This is a genomic window from Nocardia sp. NRRL S-836 (genome assembly GCF_001279525.1).
Lineage (GTDB): Bacteria > Actinomycetota > Actinomycetes > Mycobacteriales > Pseudonocardiaceae > Lentzea.
The window spans coordinates 100,791-119,478 of the sequence record NZ_LGDY01000177.1; the positions used below are offsets into that span (position 1 = coordinate 100,791).

An 18,688-nucleotide genomic window follows, 5' to 3' on the forward strand; every position below is an offset into this window, starting at 1 on the left:
GGAACCGGTCATGATGCTGGTGCGTCGCATGGATCAACGACCAACCAGGGGGTGGCGATGTTCGGCGTTGAGCCCGAGCTGCTGCGCAACGCGTCGAAGGAGTTCGGCAACGGCTCCGAGGCGGTGCGCGAGGCGGCGGAGATGATCTCGATGCTCCAGCTCGACGCCGGAGCGCTCGGCGGGGTCGACGCCGCGGCCGAGTTCGCGTCCGCGCTCGCGAGGTTCGCCGGCACCCACTCGCAGGACCTCCAGCGCGGCTCCGCCTGGTTCACCGACGCGGCCGAAGGGCTCGTGTCGAACGCCGACGCCTACCAGCGCACGGACGACGACCACGCCTCGTTCCTGACGAAGATCATGAACGGACTGGGGGGCGGCAAGTGAGCTACATCGATCCTGAGGGCCTGTACGGCCGGCTCGCCTCGGGGGACGTCGGCCGCATCGCCGCCGCCGCCGACCCGATCACCGGCGCGATCAGCGCGGTCGGCAGGGCCGCCGAGTCGGTCGCGGCCGGCGGCAGGACCGCGGTCAGCAGCTGGGTCGGCGAGAGCGCCACGAAGTTCTCCGCACGCGCCGAGCTGTCCGGCACCGCCACGAAGGCCGTCCGCGACCGCCTCGGTGCCGGCGTGGACATCGTGCAGGCCGCCTCCCGCGCCTACGGGCAGATGCGCGGCGCCGCCGACCACGCGATCGGTGTGTGGCGCAGCCGCCCGCCCGGTCTCGACGAGCAGCAGACCCGCCAGCTGGCCAACCAGGTCAACGACGCGCTGAACCGGGTCAAGTCCGGCTACGACAACGTGCTGCGGTCGTACGCCGGCGCGCTCACGAAGATCCCGCCCGGCTTCGAGGAGTCCGCGCGGACCGACTGCGGCTGGGACCGCGCGGCCCAGCGCGGTGGCGGCGGAGGCGCGCTGCCGCCGATGCCGCCGCCCGGCAGCGACCCGAAGGCCGTCGCCGACTGGTGGAACAAGCTCAGCCAGGCGGAGAAGGACGCCCTGGTCAAGGCGAAGTACGAGGAGCTCAGCCAGCTCAAGGGCCTGCCCGCCGACGGCCTCGACGGCGCCAACCGCGAGCGGATCAGGCAGGACCAGATCCGGTTCAACCAGCAGAAGAACGACCTGAAGGCGCAGCTCGCGGACCGTGCCGCCCAGCTCGGCGTCGACCCGAACTCCTCCGACGGTCAGCGCGCGCTGCGCAACGACCCGCAGGGTTCGCAGCTGATGCAGCAGTACGACGAGGCCGCCCGCCGCGCGACGAACGCGGACAACGCGGTCAAGTCGGTGAAGGACGCCGACGCGAAGGCGGCGGCGATCGGCAAGGACGCCTACGTGCTCAAGTGGAGCCCCGACGGCCCCGGCGCCAAGGAGGGCGCGATGGCGGTCTCGTTCGGCAACCCGGACACTGCGGCCAACCTCGCCGTGTGCGTCCCCGGAACCACGTCGAAGCTCGGCGACTTCGGCCTCGACCAGGCCGCGAACCTCAGCCAGAAGATGGGTGCCGACGGCGCCGCGATCCAGTGGCTCGGCTACGACGCGCCCGAGTTCCTGCCCGGCCAGGTCGACGACCCGGCGCAGGCGAAGGAGGGCGCGGCGATCCTGGCCCAGGACGTCGCCGAGTACCGCGACCGCAACCCCGGCGCGCACGTCACCGTCATCGGCCACAGCTACGGCAGCACGGTGGTCGGCTACGCCTCGATGGAGCACGGCCTGAAGGCGGACGACATCGCGTTCGTCGGTTCACCCGGTGTCGGCGCGTCCAACGTGAACCAGCTGTCGGTCGGCGCCGGCCACGTGTACGTCGGCGGCACCGAGCACGACCCGGTCGTCCAGGCCACCAGCGGTGACTGGTTCACCAAGGACGGGTCCTCGACCGGCCCGTACGACTCGTCGTTCGGCGCGAAGCAGTTCGGCACGTCCGGCGAGTCCTGGATCGGCCACGCCCACTCGTCGTACTACGACAAGGGCACCGAGTCGCTCGACAACCTCGCGAAGATCGCCACCGGCCACGGCGGCCAGGTCAGCGAGCAGCGCTGGCAGGACTCGCCGACGCCGGTCGAGGTGCCCGGCTCCGACCTGCCCGTGGTGGGCCCGGTGCTCGACTGGGGCGTCAACACCGGCAAGGAGGTCGTCGACATCGGCGAGGACGTCTGGCGCGGTGGCGGCCAGGTCGCCGACGACATCTCCCGCGGCAACTGGGGCGCGGCCGCCGGTCACGCGGCCGACACCGTCGGCGAGGTGGCGAGCGACGTCGGTGACGTCGTGGTCGACACCGTGGGCAACGCGGTCGAGGCCGGCCGCGACGTCGTCGAGGGCGGCATCGGGATCGTGAAGGGCATCGGCAGCAAGATCGGGTCGTGGTTCTAGAACGGTCCTAGAACTTCACGACCGGCAGCAGCGCGGACAGGTCGGCTCGGGTGCCGGAGGCGGTGACCCGGGCCGTGTCCACGGCGTCGGGCCAGGTCAGGGCGCCGATGGCCAGTTCGAGCCAGGTGCGCGGGTCGGTCTCGACCACGTTCGGGGGCGTGCCGCGGGTGTGCCGGGGGCCCTCGACGCACTGCACGGCGGCGAACGGCGGAACGCGGACCTCGACGCTGCGTCCGGGCGCGACCTGTTCGAGGGTGCGCAGGCTCAGGCGGACCGCGGCGGCGAGGACGGACCGTTCCGGCTGGTCGGCGGTGCCGTGCAGCCACGGGAGGACGGCTTCGACCGCGGCGCGCATCTGCGCCGGGTCGACGGGTTTGGCTGGCACGGGGGCAAGATTAGCGAAGTACCGGCCGCCGATTTGGCGCTGTTGGTATATCTGGACGGTGATCAGGAACTTCGCCGTCGTGGGGCCGGGGCCGGCGACGAGGGAACGGCTGTCGGCGGCGCTGGCGGCCGCGCCTGACCTGTCCGTCTACCGCATCGGGCGAGGTGCGGACCCGTTACCCGTCTCGGCCACGTTCGACCCGGCCGACCAGGCGGGGTGCCGCAGCCTGCTGGACTGGTTCGAACGGGGTGCGCCGTCGGGGGCGGTGCTGCTGGTCGACGACTGGGCGCTGTGCGCCGACATGGATCCCGGGCTCGACCAGGCGGTGGAGTGGATCGCCGCCTTCGGGCCCGCACGCGGAGTGCAGACCGTGGTGACGGCACGGGACTGGGACGTCCTGCCCAGGCGGCTGCGCAGGCACCTGCACGGCGAGGCGACGGATTTCCTGGCGTTGCACGGGGTTTCGGCCGACCTGCACGACAGGTGGCAGCGCCGTGACTTCAAGACCGCGGTCGGCGTCGACGCGCAGGGCTGGCCCGTGTACCTCGACATCAGCGTGAACGGACACGGCTACAGCGGCACGTACCTCGGCCCTCTTGCCGAGCGCGCACAACGGTTGCAGAGCGCGCTGCTCGGCCTGATGGTCACGCATTCGCCGGAGGACCTGAACATCGCGTTCTTCGACATGCAGGACAACGGCGTTTTCGGTGACCTGCCGAGCGCGGCCCACGCGACGTTCGTGCTCACCGGCCGGGACGACGAGGAGTGGTTCGACCGCTTCACGACGGGCCTGCACGGCGAGATCAACCGGCGCCAGTTGCTGATCCACAGCGTCGGGCAGTGCCGCAACAGCGGCGACTACCGGGCCAAACGCGACGCCGGCGCCGAGCTCGACCCGTTGCCGGACCTGCTGATCTGCGTCGACAGCGCCGAACTCCTGCTCCCGCGCGGCTACCAGCAGGTGCTGGAGTCCCTCGTGCGCGTGGGCCGGCTCCTCGGCATCCGCATGCTGTTCTCCGGCGACACCTTTCCGTCCCAGCTGGCGGTCCGGATCCCGGGGTGGCCGCACGCGACACCCGCGCACGACCTCGCCGACGTGGCCGGGACCCTGCCGCGGGCGCTGGCCGACGGCCCGCCCGCACACGAGATCGTCCTGCCGCCCCTGCACCACGACGGCACCGACACCACCCTCGACATGCTGCCGCAGGGCGCGATCGGCATCCTGGACAGGCCCTTCGAGCAACGCCGTGACGTGCTCCACCCGATGTTCACGCAGGAACTGCGCCACGGCGCGATCGTCGGCAAACCCGGCACCGGCAAGACCACCACGCTGCAGACGCTCGCGACCGTGCTCGGCGACCTGAGCGACTACCAGCTGCTCGACGGCCCTGGCGAGCCGCTCGACCCCAGCCGCCACATCGTCGTGACGGCGCGGTCCTGGGACGAGGTGCCACCGTTCATCAGGGACAGCCTGGCGTTCGGCATCGAGTTCCGGCTCGACGACCCGGCCACGTCGCTGGTCGACGCGCGGGCAGCCGGCCGGGTACCGGACCGGCCGGGGTTCGGCCTGTCCGTGCCCCACCGGCTGCCCGTGCGGATCGCGCTGCCGTGACCCAGCGCTGCCGTGACTCAGCGCTGCCGTGCCCCAGGGGCGCCGTGACTCAGCGGCGCCGCAACCGCTTCTGCGCGTCGTAGAGGTTGCGCGGCACCACGTCCGTCGTGCCGTAGAGCTCCAGCCGCGAGTTCAGCGGCCCGGTGAAGTCCGGTTTGTCGACCTGGCCGAAGTCGCGGACCTCGGAGATCGCGACCGTGGCGCTGCACGGTGCGACCTGGTCGATGCGGACGTTGCCGGCGCGCTGGTTGGTGACGGTGACGTTCCAGTGCGTGAACCTGGCGCCGTACAACGGGCCGGCGTCCGCGCTGCCGCCGTGGGCACCGACGTTGGTGATGGTGATCTCGGTGCGGACGTTGCCGAACGGCAGGCCGCGGTGGGTGTCGAACACGTCGTGGTCCATCCTGCCGCGCGTCCAGACGTTGCCGCAGGACAGGCCTTCCACGTTGAGGCCGTGGTTGCCGGCGCCCGCCTGCGAGGGCTCGGACGGTGCCTCGATGACGAAGCCATCGGTGAGGTTGTCGTGCGACTGCTCGCGGGTCGCGTAGGCGTGGTGGTGGCCACGGCCGGAGACACGGGTGTTCAGCAGCGAGATCCCCTTGGCGGACACCAGCAGGAAGCCGTTGTCGACGTCGTGGACGTGCACGTCGTCGGCCCAGCAGTCCCAGGCGCACTGGAACGCCACGCCGTTGTACCCCTTGTCCTGCAGGTGCTTCGGCGTCGGCACCTTGAACATCTCGATCTTGATGCCCTCGACGCCGGCTCCTGTGACCACCGGAGCCATCGTGGTGAGCCGCGGCTTCCACTCCGGGCGGAGCTCCAGCGGCAGCGGCTGCGCGAGCTTGACCCGGTTGCCGCGCACCCACTCCACCCGCACCGGCCACAGGAACGGGAAGTAGGACAGCAGCTTCGTCTTGTCGTCCCAGCGGTAGCTCGCGGTGCCGGGGATGTCGCCGCACAGGTGCTTCGGCAGCGAGTAGCCGGAGTCGTCCAGGCGCAGCAGGACCCGCTGGCCCGCACGCAGGTTCTGTCCATTCGCGACAGTGATCACGAACGCGCCGCGCGCCGCCGATCCGGTCACCTCGGTCAGCACGGAACCGAGCTCCAGCTCGTTGCCGGTCCAGCCCTCGAACGGCCACTTCTTCGCCTTGATCGCGTCGACCAGCGGCCGGTAGCGGTCGCGGTGGCAGATCCACACCAGGCCGCCCGACCAGCTCCACGCCGAGTTCTCCGAGCCGTAGCGGCTGCGGTTGATGCCGACGATCTGCTCCAGCGACCGGGTCGCGTAGAACGTCGTCTTCGTGCTGCCCGCGCCGCGCAGCACGACGTTGTCGTAGCCGATGCGGATGATGTCGTCGATGCGGTACCGGCCCGGTGGCACGAGGACCGTGCCACCGCCCAGCCGGCCGACGAACTCGACAGCGCGGTTGATCGCGCCGGACGCGTCCGCGGAGCCGTCGCGGCGGGCACCGAAGAACAGCACGTTGGCCAGCACCGGACGGCGTGGCGGGCGCTCACCGGTGCGGTGGCCGGCGTAGGCGACGTTCGGGATCTGCGGGTGGTCGTACGGGTTGGCAACGAACTCCTGCCACAGCGCGGCGGAGGACTCGGCGCAAGCCGTCCCCGCCCACGCCGGCGACCCGACCACAGCAACCCCGGTGGCCAGGAGGAACTGCCGTCTGCCGATGTTCATTTCGCCGTCTCCAAGGGGTCTTGGCCACGGCGGCGGTGGTCAGATCAAACCAGATGTCAGCCGGATGCGGAACGAACCGCTTCCGCGACGAGCTCGTCGACCTGGTGCAGCAGGCGGCGGCCGTCGGTCGGCGTGAAGGTGCTCCACGGCGGCTGGCCGTTGGCGGAACGGCGTTGCTGAAGGTAGCGGCCCTCTTCGGTGTCGAAGAACGAGATCACGCGCTCGGGCCGCCAGCGCTTGCCGTACTTGTCCCGGGCGGCGGCACCGAAGTTCCCGGTCCGCACGACGCCGGTGAACATCTTGACCAGCGCCTTCGCGTCGTCCTCGCGCAGGCCGATGCCGCGGAACGCGGCCTCCATCGACTTGGGCGAGCCGTCGGTCTGCGCGGCCGCCTTCTCGATGTCCGCGCTCGGCAGCGTGACGGACAGGCCGGTGCCGGCGGCGTGCTGCGGCAGCACCGACAGCACCGCGGAGGCCAGGCCGGAGCCCGCCCACGGCTGGAACGTCAGCCGGTCGTCCCGCAACGTCGCCAGCGCGCCGTAGTCGCCGTTCGCGACGGCGAGGACGCGCAGGCTGTGGCCGAGCCAGAGGCGGCCGTCCGCCTCCCGCTCGGGCTTGACGAACATGCGCAGCAGGCCGTCCAGCTCAGGTGCCAGGCCACGCGAGTTGCCGAGCCGGCGGTGGTCCAGCTGCTGGTGGACGCGGTTCTCGAGCGCGATCCGCTCGTCGCGCGTCCGGCCAGGTGACGGGACCTTGAGCACGAGCGGCATGGGACCGGCGTTCAGCCGCTCCCACACCACGTCGAACTCCTCGGCGGACAGGGTGATCGGCTCCCTCTCCGCCGGACCGCCGAACAGGCTCACTCCGGCAGGCCTCCGATGACCGGAGGCGCGACCAGGCGGTCGTCGCCGAACACGTCGTCGGTCTCGACCAGGTAGTCGGCCGCCTTGTGCTCGAGGTCGTCCTCGCCCTCGCCCTTGGCACCGTGTGCGCCACCGGCGCCCATGCCGGCACCCGCGGCACCCTTGCCGGCACCACCGGCACCCACGGCTCCGCCGCGCATCGCCTCGGCACCGGGCATCATGCCGCCGGCCTTGACGCCGCCCGCCTGGCCGGCACCGGCCTGGCCGGAGGCGCCGAGCGAACCGGACATCGGGCCGAACGGCTTGCCGCCGCCGAGCTGACCACCGCGAACGCCACCGGGTCCGCTGCGACCGCCACCGGTGCCGCCGGAGCCACCGCGGCCGCCACCGGGCACGCCCGTGGTCGGGCGGGTGAAGACCGGGCCGGGTCCCGGCGTCGGCAGGGGCTTCGGCTCCGGCGTCGGCAGGGTCGTCGGGGGCAGGTGGGTCGTGACGGGCGGCGGCGTCGGCTGGCTCCACGACGTGTGCGTGCTGTCGCCGGGCGGCGTCCAGGTCGGCGTCGGGGAGACGACCGTGCCGGTCGGCGGCGCCGTCCACGACGGCGTGGTCGTGCCCGTGTGGCCGTTGCCCGACGGCGAGCTCACGCCCGTCGGGGTGTAGCCCACGTGCTGGTTGTGCGTGCCGGTCTGGCCGGGCGGCGGCGTGTCGATCACGACCTGCGGCGGGTCGGGGAACTCACCCAGCGTCGAGGAGTTCCACCGGCTGTCGGCCTGGTAGTCCTCCATGACCTTCACGGCCTGGGCGGCGGCGTTGTCCGCGGCCGCCTCCTGCCGCTCGTGGTCGCGCTGCTGGCCGATGACGTGCGCGATGCCGGCCGGGCCGGTCAGCGCGCCACCGGCGATGTCGAGGAGGCCCGGCTTCTCGGTCGTGACCGGGACGACCTCGGGCATCTTCTTGCGCGCGTCGGCGATGAACTCGCCCTGCAGCCGCGCGGAGCTCTCCATCGTGGTCGCGCCCTGGTTCGCGAACCCGGCCCACTCCGCCAGCGGCGACAGCGCGGCGTTCGCGGCGTCGGCGGCGTCGGACTCCCAGTCCGCGCCCATCTTGGCCAGTGCGGTGTGCAGGTTCTCGTCGATCTCGGCGAGCGTCGACGCGATCGTCTTCCACCCGGCCTCGACCGGGATGGAGGCGGAGACGCCGGGGCCGGAGTTGATCATTTCGTACAGCTCGGGGTGTGCGTACCCCTGGAAGCGGTGGTCGCTCATCGGTCAGTCCCCCTCCTCTCAGCCCTGCAGGTGCTTTCCCCAGAGGGCGGTGTTGTCGCCCTCGACCATCCGGTACTGCTCCTCGATCTTCGTCAGCTGGTCGACGACCTGCTGGAGCTGCTTGCGGTAGGTCGCCAGCGCGGTGAGGGCCGCGTCCGAGGTCTGCTGGTTGAACGCCTTGGCGGTCTCACTGCTGATCGGGTCACCGGCCCACGGCCTGGTGGGCAGGTCCTCGACCGCCTGCTTGATCTTGTTGTCGAACTCCGACAGAGCGTGTTCGAACGCCTTCCGCGCCTCTGGAATGGCAGACGGGTCCACCCGCAGCTTGCGCTGACCGAACTCCGGGGGAGTCGACGAAGTGCCCCCACCATCCGCGAGATACACGGCACACCCTCCTCAGTACGGCCCACAGGGTCCAGGCCGCGTGTGCTTTTGGAACGACTTTAACTCTGATGCATGACGCGGGTGACCGGTTCCCGGTAAAGGAGGAGTAGTTCTACTCATCCGTTCACCCCGCGGCCAGCACCTTCCCGGCGGCCTCCGCGAGCGGCCTGGCACGTTCGCACGCACCGTCCTCGGTGGTCTGCTCACCCCAGCCCCCGACCACCGATACCCGCAACAGCCGCTCGTCATGCACGTCCAGGTAGAACTCGCACTCCGGCGACTTCGTGGCCGCTGACGGCCCCTTGGCCTGGAACGCGGGGTAGCCGGCGACCTGCACGGGGGTGATCCCCGGCGTGGTCTCCTTCAGCCGTGCGGCACCGCCGTTGACGATCGTGTAGAGGCTCCACGTGTACTTGTGGTCCACATAGCTCGCCCCGCACGTCTTGCTGCCCTCGCCGTACTCGGCCTTGGGGTTGCGCGGCTCGACGGTGGCGATGGCGAGCGCGGTCTTCGTCTCCGGCGTGACCAGCGCGCAGGGGTCGACGGTCTTGAGGTCGACGACCTTCGGCCGGTTCACCGGGGCGCTCTTGCCGGTCGTCCCGGTCGAGGTCCCGGTCGGCGTCTGCCCGCCCGCGGTGGGCGTACCGGGTTCGGTCGACGAACACCCGGCCAATACCGCTGCCAGCAGGAACAGGGTCACCACTCGACGCATGACGGTCAACGTAACGGATCGCCGGGCACGGAGTGTCGCGATCGGCGTGAGGCGGGTCACCCGGAAGGCGCATTGCCGGTGACCACACAAAAAGGAAACCTTCTTTACGATACCCCGAAGCGCCGCCGCCCCGATGCGTCGAGGAGCGACATGCTGCGCAACCGACCACTACCGGTACTGGTCGTGGCGGCGGTGGGTCTGGCCCTGCTCGTGCCAGGCACCTCAGCCAACGCGGGCCCCGTGCCCGGCACGGGAGCGGCGCTGGCGGTGGCCGCCAGGCCGGGCACCGCCTCCACCGTCCCCGACTGGCGCATGCAGAGCAGCGCCAGGGCCACCCAGTCCGGGCAGGTGATCTCCGGGCCGGCATACTCGGACAGCGGCTGGCTGACCGTGCCCGCGCGGTCGACCGTCATGGCCGGCCTGATCGCCAACAACCGGTACCCGGACGTCCGCTACTCCGAGAACCTGAAGCAGGTGAACGCCGGCGACTTCAAGGTCGGCTGGTGGTACCGCAAGGTGTTCAGCGCCGACCCGCAGCCGGGCGTGAACACGTTCCTGAAGCTCAAGGGCGGCATCATCGCGCGCGGTGAGATCTGGCTCAACGGCACCAAGGTCGCCGGGACCGACAAGGTCGTCGGCGCGTACCCGACGCACGAGTTCGACGTGACCCCGTTGCTGCGCAAGGGCGACAACGCGCTCGCGATCAAGGCGTCGCCGGCCGACCCGCAGAGCGACCTGCTGATCCACTTCATCGACTGGGCGCAGCTGCCACCCGACCGCAACCAGGGCATCTTCCGCGACGTCACGTTCGAGCCGAGCGGGCCGGTCTCGCTGCGCAACCCGCGCGTGGACACCGACCTGCCGCTGCCGAGCCTGACCAGCGCCAAGATCACCACGAAGGTCGACGCGCGCAACAACACCGGCCAGCCGGTGACCGCCGACGTCACCGCCACCGTCGCCGGTCAGGTGCTGCGGCAGCAGGTGCAGCTGAGCGCGAACCAGACCAGGACCGTGACGTTCGAGCAGACGCTGCAGAACCCGCAGGTGTGGTGGCCGTTCCAGATGGGCGCGCAGCCGCTCTACCAGGCCGCGGTCGCCGTGAACGTGGGCACGGCCGAGTCAGACACCGCGAGCACGACGTTCGGTGTCCGCGAGGTCGGCTCCGGCATTCGCGGCAGCGGCCGGCAGTTCACCGTCAACGGCAAGCCGTTCCTGGTGCGCGGCGGCGGCTGGGCGTCGGACCTGTTCCTCCGCACCGACGTGCGCTACATCGAGGACCAGCTCGACCTCGTGAAGGCCATGGGCATGAACACCATCCGGCTGGAGGGCAAGCCGGAGAACGACGAGCTCTACGACCTGGCCGACCGCAGGGGCATCATGGTCCTGACCGGCTGGGAGTGCTGCTCGAAGTGGGAGGACTACGACTCGTTCGACGCCGAGGACAACCGGGTCGCCGGCGAGTCGGCCGAGAGCGAGGCCAGGCGCGTCCGCAACCACCCCAGCATGATCGGGTTCATGATCGGCTCGGACGCGGCACCCGGCGCGGACCTGGAGAAGATCTACCTCGACGCGCTCAAGCGGGCCGAGTGGAACCTGCCGGTCATCTCGTCGGCCAAGAACATCGGCTCGCCGCAGCTGGGCAGCCCCGGCATGAAGATGGACGGCCCGTACTGGTGGGAACCGCCGGTCTACTGGCACAACAAGCAGCTCGGCGGCGCGGCCGGGTTCGCCTCGGAGATCGGCCCCGGCGCGACCGTCCCGGAGCTGGACGAGCTGCGGAAGTTCCTGTCCCAGGCCGAGATCGACAAGCTGACGAACTACAACGCGACGCAGTACCACCTGTCGCCGTCGTCGACGTTCAACAAGCTGACCTTCTGGGGCACCGCGCTCGACAACCGCTACGGCAAGCCGTCCACCGTCGAGGACTTCGTCCGCAAGGCCCAGCTCGCCAACTACGAGACCAACCGCGCGCAGTTCGAGGCGTTCGGCGACAACTTCAACGACGCCACCAACCCGTCCACCGGCGTCATCTACTGGATGCTCAACAACGCCTGGCCGACGCTGTACTGGCACCTGTACGACTACTACCTCGCCACCGCGGGCTCGTACTTCGGCGCCAAGGCGGGCCTGCGACCGTTGCACGCGCAGTACTCCTACGACGACAGGTCGTTGTCCGTCATGAACACCGGCCTGCAACCCGCGAACAACCACCGCTTGCAGATCACGCTGTTCAACCTCGACGGCACGCAGAAGGCCGACGAGACGCGCACCGTGACCGTCGCGCCCAACGGCCCGACCAAGGCGGGCACGCTGCCGCAGCCGTCCGGGCTGTCCACGACGTACTTCGTGCGCCTGCTGCTCAAGGACGCGGCGGGCAACGTCGTGGACCGCAACGTCTACTGGCTCTCCACCAAGGCCGACACGCTGAACTACGGCAGCTCCACCTGGTACCACACGCCGCAGTCCGGTTACGCGGACCTCAAGGGCCTCAACACGTTGAAGCCCGGCACGGTCACCTCGACCGTGTCGACCGCACCCGCCGGTGAGGACCGGCAGGCCACCACCGTGACGCTGAAGAACACCGGCAGCACCGTGGCGTTCTTCGTGCGGGCGTCGCTGCGCAAGGGCCAGGGCGGCGCCGAGGTGCTGCCGACGCAGTGGAGCGACAACTACGTGACGCTGTGGCCGGGCGAGACGGTGACGCTCAGGGCCGAGTACCGGTCCTCGTCGCTCGGCTCGGCTCAGCCGGTCGTGGAGGTCTCCGGCCACAACGTCGCGAAGAGGTCCGTCAGCTAGTGCCGTAGCGCTTGACCACCACAGCGGGTCGCTCGACCGGCTCACCCCGGTCGAGCGACCACGCCAGCCGCACGTACTGCGCGTGCGTCCAGGCCAGCGGGGTCGCCGAGGTGGTGCCCCGGCCGTTCCACACCTGCTCGGGCAGCATCAGACCGCTGTTGGCGGTCGCCGCGACGTCCCGCAGGCGTTGGGCGGCACTCGCCCGGTCACCGGCCAGCAGCTCGTACTCGCCGCGTTCACCGCTGAGCAACGGCCACAGCCGCCCGTACGTGCGGGTGGGCGTCGGCCAGTTGATGTTCCACGGCCGGCCGTCGGCCGTCTCGCCGTAGCCGTCCTGCGTGAACCGGTGCCAGTAGCCCTGTTCCTTCAGCTGTGCGTCGACCACGGCGACGGTGTTGCGGACGACCGGGTCGTCGGCGCGCTTGACGCCGAGCCGCACCAGCTCCAGGAAGCTGGGGTCGACGACCGCGCGCTGGTCGATGTCGGCCGGGTTGTTGTCACCGAGGTTGTACTTCGTTCCCTGATCGGGTTTTCCGTCCTTGGTGACGCGCAGGTAGTACGGCTTCGGCGTGTACGGACCGGTGGTCGTCGCGGTCCAGCCCTCCACCCGCCGCTGCCACTCGTCGGCGGCGGCGAGGTACCGGTCGGCGTTCTCCCCGTTGCGCTGCAACAGGTCCGCGAAGCACACCAGTCCTGCGACCGCGGACGCGATCGTCGCCGGCGAGTAGCCGTCCTGGTTCTCCCACCGCTCCTGCTCGCTGAACGGCGCGTTCGGGTAGCCCAGCAGGAAGTCGGCCGAGCGACGCAGGAAGTCCACTGTGGACTTGTCGCGCCGGTCGAGGTGCCAGGCCAGCAGCAGCGGTGCCGCCGTCTGGTCGAGCTGGACCTTGAGCCACACCGGCGTGCCGTCGACCCGCGTGTTCTGCGGCAGGTGGCCGTCCGGCTGCTGCTGTTCGCGCAGCATGAAGTCCAGCGCCCGCACGGCGAACGCGCGGTCACCGGCGGCGATCATGGCCGTGGACACGTGGTAGAGGTCGCGCGGCCACACCAGCGCGTACGGGCCGAGCTCCGGCGCCAGCCGCCGGTCGAACCCGAACGCCCACGGGAAGCTCGGCGACGCGATCGACGCACCGGGGTGGGTCTTGTCCTCGGTCGCCGCGAGCACCATCACCGACATGTCGTAGAGCCGCCGGTCCGCCGACCGCGGCCGCTTCAGCCCGTCGAGGTAGGCGTGCCAGCCCCGCGCGTACTCCCGTGCCACCGCGTCGAACCCGCGGCCCAGCGCCGCCCGTGCGACACCGTCACCGAACCCGACGGCGAACGTGCCGCGTGCGTGCCGGACCGGTTCGGTGGGCAGCGTGCTCTCCACGGCACTCGTGCCCTTCATCGGCACGTGGTCGATCGACAGCTTCCTGGGCCGTTGCGACCAGAACTCCACGTCCGCCAGCACGGCCGCGCGCTGCGGGTCGGTGACGTAGGTGAGCACGGCGTGCCAGCCGTCACCGCGCAACCGCTGGCGGAACGTCAGCGACCGGTCGTCGGCGGGTTCCGTCCGCGCCGCACCGGGTTTGCCGTCCACGAGCAGCCGGGTCTCGCGGGTCGCCGGTGTGCTCAGGTCCGGGTGGAAGATCTCGGACAGGCCCTGGTGGCCGAGGGTGAACCACACCGGGCTGCCCCCTCTGGCCGTGCCGAAGCCTTGTTTGTCGGCGGGGAGGGGGACGACCTCGGCGGCGTGAGCGACCGGGGTCACCGCGACGAGCAGGAGCACGACGAGCGCCAGGATCCTCATGGCACTCGGAGTTCCCCGCTCTAGAGATCACCACGCAGCAGGCTGTCGATGTCCTCGGGCGGACCGGGGCGGGCGAAGAACCAGCCCTGGCCGGTGTCGCAGCCCAGCCGCAGCAGCCGTGCGGCCTGAGCAGGCGTTTCGACACCTTCGGCGGTGACGCCCAACGACAGCGCGTGCGCCAGTTGCACCAGCGTCGCCACGATCTGCGCGTCCACCGGGTCTTCCTCGTTCTCGGCGCGCAGGCCCTCCATGAACGAGCCGGCGATCTTCAGCTCGTGCACGGGCAGGTGCTTGAGGTACGCCAGGTTGGAGTAACCGGTGCCGAAGTCGTCGATCGCGATGCGCACACCCATGTCGCACAACGCCCGCAACGCCTCCAGCGGCTCGTCGGCGGTGCCCATGATCGCCGACTCGGTCAGCTCCAGCTGCAGGTGGTGCGGTGGCAGCGCGCACTCGTCGAGGATGCGCTTCACGTCCCGCACCAGCTCGGGGTCGCGCGACTGGCGCACCGCCAGGTTCACCGACACGAACGGCGCCGCGTCACCGAACTCCACCAGCCAGCGCCGGGCCTCCTCGCACGCCTTGCGCAGCACCCACCGTCCTAACGGGACGATGAGGCCGGTCTCCTCGGCCAGCTCGATGAACCGGTCCGGCGCGAGCCGGCCGAACTCCGGGTGCTGCCAGCGCACCAGTGCCTCGACGCCGACGACCGTGGAGTCCTCCAGCCGGACCAGCGGCTGGTACTCGACGTAGAACTCGTCGCGTTCCAGCGCCCGCGGCATCGTGGCGGACAACGTGAAGCGGGCGACCTCGCGGGCGTTGCGCTCCGGGTCGTACAACGCCCAGCGCGCCTTGCCGTCGGCCTTCGCCCAGTACAGCGTGATGTCCGCGTCGCGCATCAGGTCGGCGGCCGTCGTGCCGGACAGCTGCCGTTCGACGATGCCGATGGACGCCGACACCGACAGCTCGTGGCCGCCGATGCGGATGGGCGCCTCCAGCTCGGTCAGCACCCGGTCGGCCACGTCGACGATGTCCTGCTCACCGGACGAGCCCTCGACCAGGATCACGAACTCGTCGCCGCCCATCCGCGCGACCAGCTTGCCCTCGCCGGACACCGAGTGGTCGAGCCTGCGCCCGACCTCGACCAGCAGCTGGTCGCCGGTGTCGTGGCCCAGCGAGTCGTTGATGACCTTGAAGCCGTCCAGGTCGAGGTAGCAGAGGCCGGCCCGCAGGTGCTTGCCGCGGTTGTTGAACACCCGGCCGAGGCGTTCCAGGAACAGCGCCCGGTTCGGCAGGCCGGTCAGCGGGTCGTGCAACGCCTGGTAGCGCAGCCGGTTCTGCAGCAGGTGCCGGTCGGTGACGTCCTCGATCATCGCCACCTGGTACTGCGGCTCGCCGTGGTCGTCGCGGACCAGCGACAGCGTCAGGTGCGTCCACACCTGCTCGCCGTCGGCGCGGTGGAAGCGCTTCTCGGCCCGGTAGTGGTCGCACTCGCCCGCGATGAGCTGGTCGTAGAGCCGCCACACGCTGCCCGCGTCCTCGGGGTGCATGAGGTCGCGCACGTTGTACTGGCGCATCTCCTCGACGCTGAACCCGAGCATGTCCTGGAGAGCCTGGTTGACGTCCAGTATCCGGCCGTCGATGGCGGCGATGCCGATGCCGATCGCGGCCTCGGTGAACATCGCGCGGAACCGGGCCTCCGAGGCCCGCAGCGCCGCCTCCGCCTGGTCGCGGGCGTCGAGCACGGCGGCCCTGATCGCCTCCTGCTCGGCGAGCGTGCGTTCCCGCAGCGCGCGGGCGTACCCGGCGGACAACGCGCCCTGCAGGGCCGCCAGCCGGGACAGCAGCCGTGCGTCACCGGTCGCGCCCAGCTCGGCCAGCAGGTCGTCGCCGAGCAGCTGGATCGTGCGGCCGAGGGTGTCGGTGCCGGTGAAGTGCGCGTCGACCAGCCGGGAGCCGATCTCGTAGCCGGGCGCGGTGCGGAACGGGCTCGCGTAGAGCGCCTCGACGAGCAGCTCGGTGAGGTCCTGGAGGTGCTGGGCGACCTCCGCACGTGTCATCGGGACGTAGCTGGAGCCGATGACGGCCGTGGCCCAGCTGCGCGCGAACGACGCGGCACCGGCCAGCACGGCCGGGTCCAGAGGAGAGCGGTCGGCACGCACCCGGTGGTCAACCCGTTCGGTCATCTTCTCGGCCCTAATGCCACGAACGCGCAGCATACGGCCGGTTGCGGTGCGCAGTCATCTTTACGCCTTCCGGCCTACGGCACCGAACGCCGGAAAGGGCCTTCCGGGCTCACCGAGGTCGTCCGGCGACTCCGGGTGCCAGGCGGGCAGCCGCACCACGCCCGGCTCCACCAGCTCGAGGCCCTCGAACAGGCGGGTGAACTCGGCGCCGTTGCGGTACGTCATCGGGGTGACGCCGCGGTCGTACACGCTGCGCGCGGCCCGGTACGAGCCGGTCTCCTCGTCCGCCTCGTACCCGGCGTGGGAGATGGCGACGAAGCTGCCGGGAGCGAGCCGGTCGCGGTAACCGGCGATGATGCCGACCGGGTCCTCCTCGTCGGAGACGAAGTGCAGCAGCGCGATCATCAGCACCGCGACCGGCTCGTCGAAGTCGAGCAGGCCGGTGACCTCCGGTGCGGTCAGCACGGCGGCCGGGTCGCGCACGTCGGCCTGCAGCACGCTCACCCGCTCGTTGCCGCTGAGCAGCGACCGGCTGTGGGCGACCGCGACCGGGTCCACGTCGACGTAGGCGATCTTCGCCGCCGGGTCGGCCGACTGGGCGATCTCGTGCACGTTGCCCACGGTCGGGATGCCGGAGCCCAGGTCGAGGAACTGCCGGACGCCCATGCCGAGCAGGTGGCGCACGACGCGGCGCAGGAACGAGCGGTGGTTGAGGATGACGTCGCGCAGCTCGGGCATGATCTCCAGCGCCTGCTGACCGACCGCTCGGTCTGCCGCGAAGTTGTGCGCGCCGCCCAGCCAGTAGTCGTACACCCGCGCGACGCTCGGCCGTTCCAGGTCGATGTCTCCCGGCGCCCAGTTCGGCCGCTCCACCCGCCACCTCCGTTTTTGCCCTGCCCCGCACACATCATGTGCCAATGTGCCAGCGTTACACACCACGACGTTGGCACAATGCCCACCTTGTGAAGTTCCTCTGGGTCGTCGGCGCGGTGGTCGTGGTTGCCGCACTGGTGCTGCTCGCGCGCAAGCACCACCGGCAGAAGAACCTGCTGCTGTCGACCGTTCTCGCCTCGCTCGGCGCGTTCCTGCTGGTCGGCGGTGGCCTGCTGGTCGTCGACCCCGGCGCGCCGAAGAACGAGGCGGTCAAGACGGGTGGTCTCGCCGGCGGCGCGATCGTGGCGCTGTACGCGCTGTGGCTCAACGACCGGCGCCGCAAGGTCGAGGAGGCCCGCCAGGAGCTCGAACGCGGCCGCGCCGACCACGACCGGTCCCGCGTGGCCGACGAGCGGTTTGCGCGCGCCGTGGAGCTGCTGGGCCACGAGACGGCCCAGGTCCGCGTGGGCGCCATGCACGCGCTCGCGGGCCTCGCGAAGTCGCGCTCCGAGTACACCCAGACGGTGCTCGACATCCTCTGCGCGTACCTGCGCCGGCCGTTCAAGCGCCTCGACGACCCGGAGGACTTCGACGCCGACCAGGAGGAGATCGAGCTGGAGGTCCGGCTGACCTCGCAGCGGCTGATCGAGGACCTGCTGCCGCGGTACGAGGAGAAGGACCCGGTGCTGTACGACCTCAACCTCACCAAGGCGCACCTGGAGTACATGGACCTGTCGTACCGGCACGTCGGCGACCTGGTCATGCGGGTCGCGCACCTCAGGGAGGCCAACGCGTTCCACCACATGGTGATCCACGGTGACGTGTACCTGACCGAGGTCGAGGCGGACGGCCGGTTCTACATGCACCACACCGAGGTGCGCGGCAAGGCGTGGTTCAGCCGCTTCACCTCGACCTCGCTGGCGGTGTTCACCGACTCGAAGTTCCTGGGGGAGACCAAGTTCACCGGGTCGCGGTGGGCCGACGTGAAGGCCGACGGCTGTACGTTCACCCGGAAGCCCGACCTGCCGGAAGCGTGGAGGAACTGACGTGAGGTGGAGATGGCTGCTCGCCGTCGTCGCGGCCGCGCTCGTCACCACCGGCACGGCGTTCGCGCTGTGGTGGGTCAAGGCGCCCGCGGTGGAGATCGTGAAGACCGCCGGTGTCGCGGGTGGCGCGGTCGTCGCGCTGTACGCGTTGTGGCTCAACGACCGCAAGCACTGGCTGGAGAGTGACAAGGTCGCGGACGAGCGGTTCGCGCGCTCGGTCGAGCTGCTCGGCGCCGAGGCCGACCAGGTGCGCGTGGGCGCGATGCACTCGCTGGTGTGGCTCGCGACCTCCACGCCGCGCTACAAGCAGACCGTCCTCGACGTGCTGTGCGCGTACCTGCGCCGACCCTTCACGCACCCGTCGTGGGAGCACGACGGCGCCGACCCGGACACGGTGTTCGTCACCGTGCCGCCGGAGGACCAGCGCGAGCAGCAGGTCCGCCGCACGGCGCAACGGCTGATCCGCGACCTGCTGTCGTGGGGCGACAAGAAGAAGGAGTTCTACGACCTCGACCTGACCGGTGCGGCGCTGGAGTACTTCCAGCTCGACGGCCGGCGCGTGCACCGGTTCGTCTGCCGGCGCGCGCAGTTCTACGGCATCACGGAGTTCCGCGAGCTGCACGTGCGCAGCCGGGCGCTGTTCTCCGGTTCGCACTTCCACGGCCGGCTCTCCCTGCCGGAGGCGAGGTTCGAGGGCGGGCTCGCGTTCACCGAGTGCACGTTC

14 protein-coding genes and 1 pseudogene are annotated in these 18,688 nt (G+C 70.7%); 6 read left to right on the plus strand and 9 right to left on the minus strand.

The annotated features are described in order from the left end of the window. The first annotated feature begins 57 nt into the window (after window positions 1-57). Together ADL03_RS44235 and ADL03_RS44240 are read left to right on the plus strand one after the other, a co-directional pair. The gene (locus ADL03_RS44235) at window positions 58-381 is read left to right on the plus strand and encodes a type VII secretion target (RefSeq protein ID WP_053739722.1); all 324 of its coding nucleotides are present in this window, start codon (window positions 58-60) and stop codon (window positions 379-381) included. Continuing rightward, window positions 378-2,360, plus strand: coding sequence for an alpha/beta hydrolase (locus ADL03_RS44240; protein WP_053739647.1), 1,983 nt, complete (start codon window positions 378-380; stop codon window positions 2,358-2,360). Before ADL03_RS44235 ends, ADL03_RS44240 begins: the two co-directional genes overlap by 4 nt. Window positions 2,361-2,367: 7 nt before the next feature. Here the strand turns inward: ADL03_RS44240 and ADL03_RS44245 are convergent, their stop codons facing one another. Then, window positions 2,368-2,715: a sterol carrier family protein gene (locus ADL03_RS44245; RefSeq protein ID WP_197289194.1), complete on the minus strand. Its 348-nt coding sequence runs from the start codon at window positions 2,713-2,715 to the stop codon at window positions 2,368-2,370. Between the two features lie 88 nt (window positions 2,716-2,803). On the opposite strand from ADL03_RS44245, the gene ADL03_RS44250 reads away from it, so the two are divergent. Continuing rightward, on the plus strand, window positions 2,804-4,357 hold the full coding sequence (locus ADL03_RS44250; protein ID WP_053739649.1) for a hypothetical protein: 1,554 nt from the start codon (window positions 2,804-2,806) through the stop codon (window positions 4,355-4,357). Between the two features lie 49 nt (window positions 4,358-4,406). Here ADL03_RS44250 and ADL03_RS44255 read toward each other — a convergent pair whose 3' ends face one another. The 5 genes from ADL03_RS44255 to ADL03_RS44275 form a co-directional block, all read right to left on the minus strand. Further along, window positions 4,407-6,050, minus strand: a complete 1,644-nt coding sequence (locus tag ADL03_RS44255) for a glycosyl hydrolase family 28-related protein (RefSeq protein ID WP_053739650.1) — start codon at window positions 6,048-6,050, stop codon at window positions 4,407-4,409. A gap of 56 nt (window positions 6,051-6,106) precedes the next feature. Beyond that, window positions 6,107-6,913, minus strand: coding sequence for an ESX secretion-associated protein EspG (locus ADL03_RS44260; protein WP_053739651.1), 807 nt, complete (start codon window positions 6,911-6,913; stop codon window positions 6,107-6,109). Further along, window positions 6,910-8,178: a PPE domain-containing protein gene (locus ADL03_RS44265; RefSeq protein WP_053739652.1), complete on the minus strand. Its 1,269-nt coding sequence runs from the start codon at window positions 8,176-8,178 to the stop codon at window positions 6,910-6,912. Before ADL03_RS44265 ends, ADL03_RS44260 begins: the two co-directional genes overlap by 4 nt. 18 nt (window positions 8,179-8,196) lie before the next feature. After that, window positions 8,197-8,562, minus strand: a complete 366-nt coding sequence (locus tag ADL03_RS44270; RefSeq protein WP_063798914.1) for a PE domain-containing protein — start codon at window positions 8,560-8,562, stop codon at window positions 8,197-8,199. A 124-nt stretch (window positions 8,563-8,686) separates the two neighbouring features. Next, window positions 8,687-9,274 carry a DUF3558 domain-containing protein gene (locus tag ADL03_RS44275; protein ID WP_082374087.1) on the minus strand — a complete coding sequence of 196 codons (588 nt, stop codon included), beginning with the start codon at window positions 9,272-9,274 and terminating at the stop codon, window positions 8,687-8,689. Window positions 9,275-9,424: 150 nt separating this feature from the next. On the opposite strand from ADL03_RS44275, the gene ADL03_RS44280 reads away from it, so the two are divergent. Further along, a complete protein-coding gene (locus tag ADL03_RS44280) occupies window positions 9,425-12,070 on the plus strand; it encodes a glycoside hydrolase family 2 TIM barrel-domain containing protein (RefSeq protein ID WP_053739655.1) in 2,646 nt (881 codons plus the stop codon). On the opposite strand, the gene ADL03_RS44285 is transcribed toward ADL03_RS44280, so the two are convergent. From ADL03_RS44285 to ADL03_RS44295, 3 genes are read right to left on the minus strand one after another with little or no spacing between them, the layout of a single operon-like run. Then, a complete protein-coding gene (locus ADL03_RS44285; protein ID WP_053739656.1) occupies window positions 12,063-13,859 on the minus strand; it encodes a glycoside hydrolase family 15 protein in 1,797 nt (598 codons plus the stop codon). The two genes, ADL03_RS44280 and ADL03_RS44285, sit on opposite strands and share 8 nt — an antisense overlap. Window positions 13,860-13,879: 20 nt before the next feature. Continuing rightward, window positions 13,880-16,045, minus strand: coding sequence for a bifunctional diguanylate cyclase/phosphodiesterase (locus tag ADL03_RS44290; RefSeq protein WP_197289187.1), 2,166 nt, complete (start codon window positions 16,043-16,045; stop codon window positions 13,880-13,882). Window positions 16,046-16,105: 60 nt separating this feature from the next. Beyond that, window positions 16,106-16,918 (minus strand): SAM-dependent methyltransferase, encoded by an 813-nt coding sequence (locus ADL03_RS44295; RefSeq protein ID WP_053739657.1) that lies wholly within the window; start codon window positions 16,916-16,918, stop codon window positions 16,106-16,108. 89 nt (window positions 16,919-17,007) lie between these two features. Between ADL03_RS44295 and ADL03_RS44300 the strand changes: the two genes are divergently transcribed. Together ADL03_RS44300 and ADL03_RS51000 are read left to right on the plus strand one after the other, a co-directional pair. Beyond that, window positions 17,008-17,964 (plus strand): pentapeptide repeat-containing protein, encoded by a 957-nt coding sequence (locus ADL03_RS44300; protein WP_082374089.1) that lies wholly within the window; start codon window positions 17,008-17,010, stop codon window positions 17,962-17,964. Window positions 17,965-18,226: 262 nt separating this feature from the next. Then, window positions 18,227-18,673 (plus strand): annotated as a pseudogene (locus tag ADL03_RS51000) (hypothetical protein); the annotation flags it as partial. Window positions 18,674-18,688: the final 15 nt, after the last annotated feature.

Bases quoted from the DNA above. Each gene is read 5' to 3' on its own strand.
- ADL03_RS44235 (WP_053739722.1), top strand. From the start codon at position 58: ATGTTCGGCGTTGAGCCCGAGCTGCTGCGCAACGCGTCGAAGGAGTTC.
- ADL03_RS44245 (WP_197289194.1), bottom strand. From the start codon at position 2,715: ATGCGCGCCGCGGTCGAAGCCGTCCTCCCGTGGCTGCACGGCACCGCC.
- ADL03_RS44255 (WP_053739650.1), bottom strand. From the start codon at position 6,050: ATGAACATCGGCAGACGGCAGTTCCTCCTGGCCACCGGGGTTGCTGTG.
- ADL03_RS44265 (WP_053739652.1), bottom strand. From the start codon at position 8,178: ATGAGCGACCACCGCTTCCAGGGGTACGCACACCCCGAGCTGTACGAA.
- ADL03_RS44275 (WP_082374087.1), bottom strand. From the start codon at position 9,274: ATGCGTCGAGTGGTGACCCTGTTCCTGCTGGCAGCGGTATTGGCCGGG.
- ADL03_RS44280 (WP_053739655.1), top strand. From the start codon at position 9,425: ATGCTGCGCAACCGACCACTACCGGTACTGGTCGTGGCGGCGGTGGGT.
- ADL03_RS44285 (WP_053739656.1), bottom strand. From the start codon at position 13,859: ATGAGGATCCTGGCGCTCGTCGTGCTCCTGCTCGTCGCGGTGACCCCG.
- ADL03_RS44290 (WP_197289187.1), bottom strand. From the start codon at position 16,045: ATGACCGAACGGGTTGACCACCGGGTGCGTGCCGACCGCTCTCCTCTG.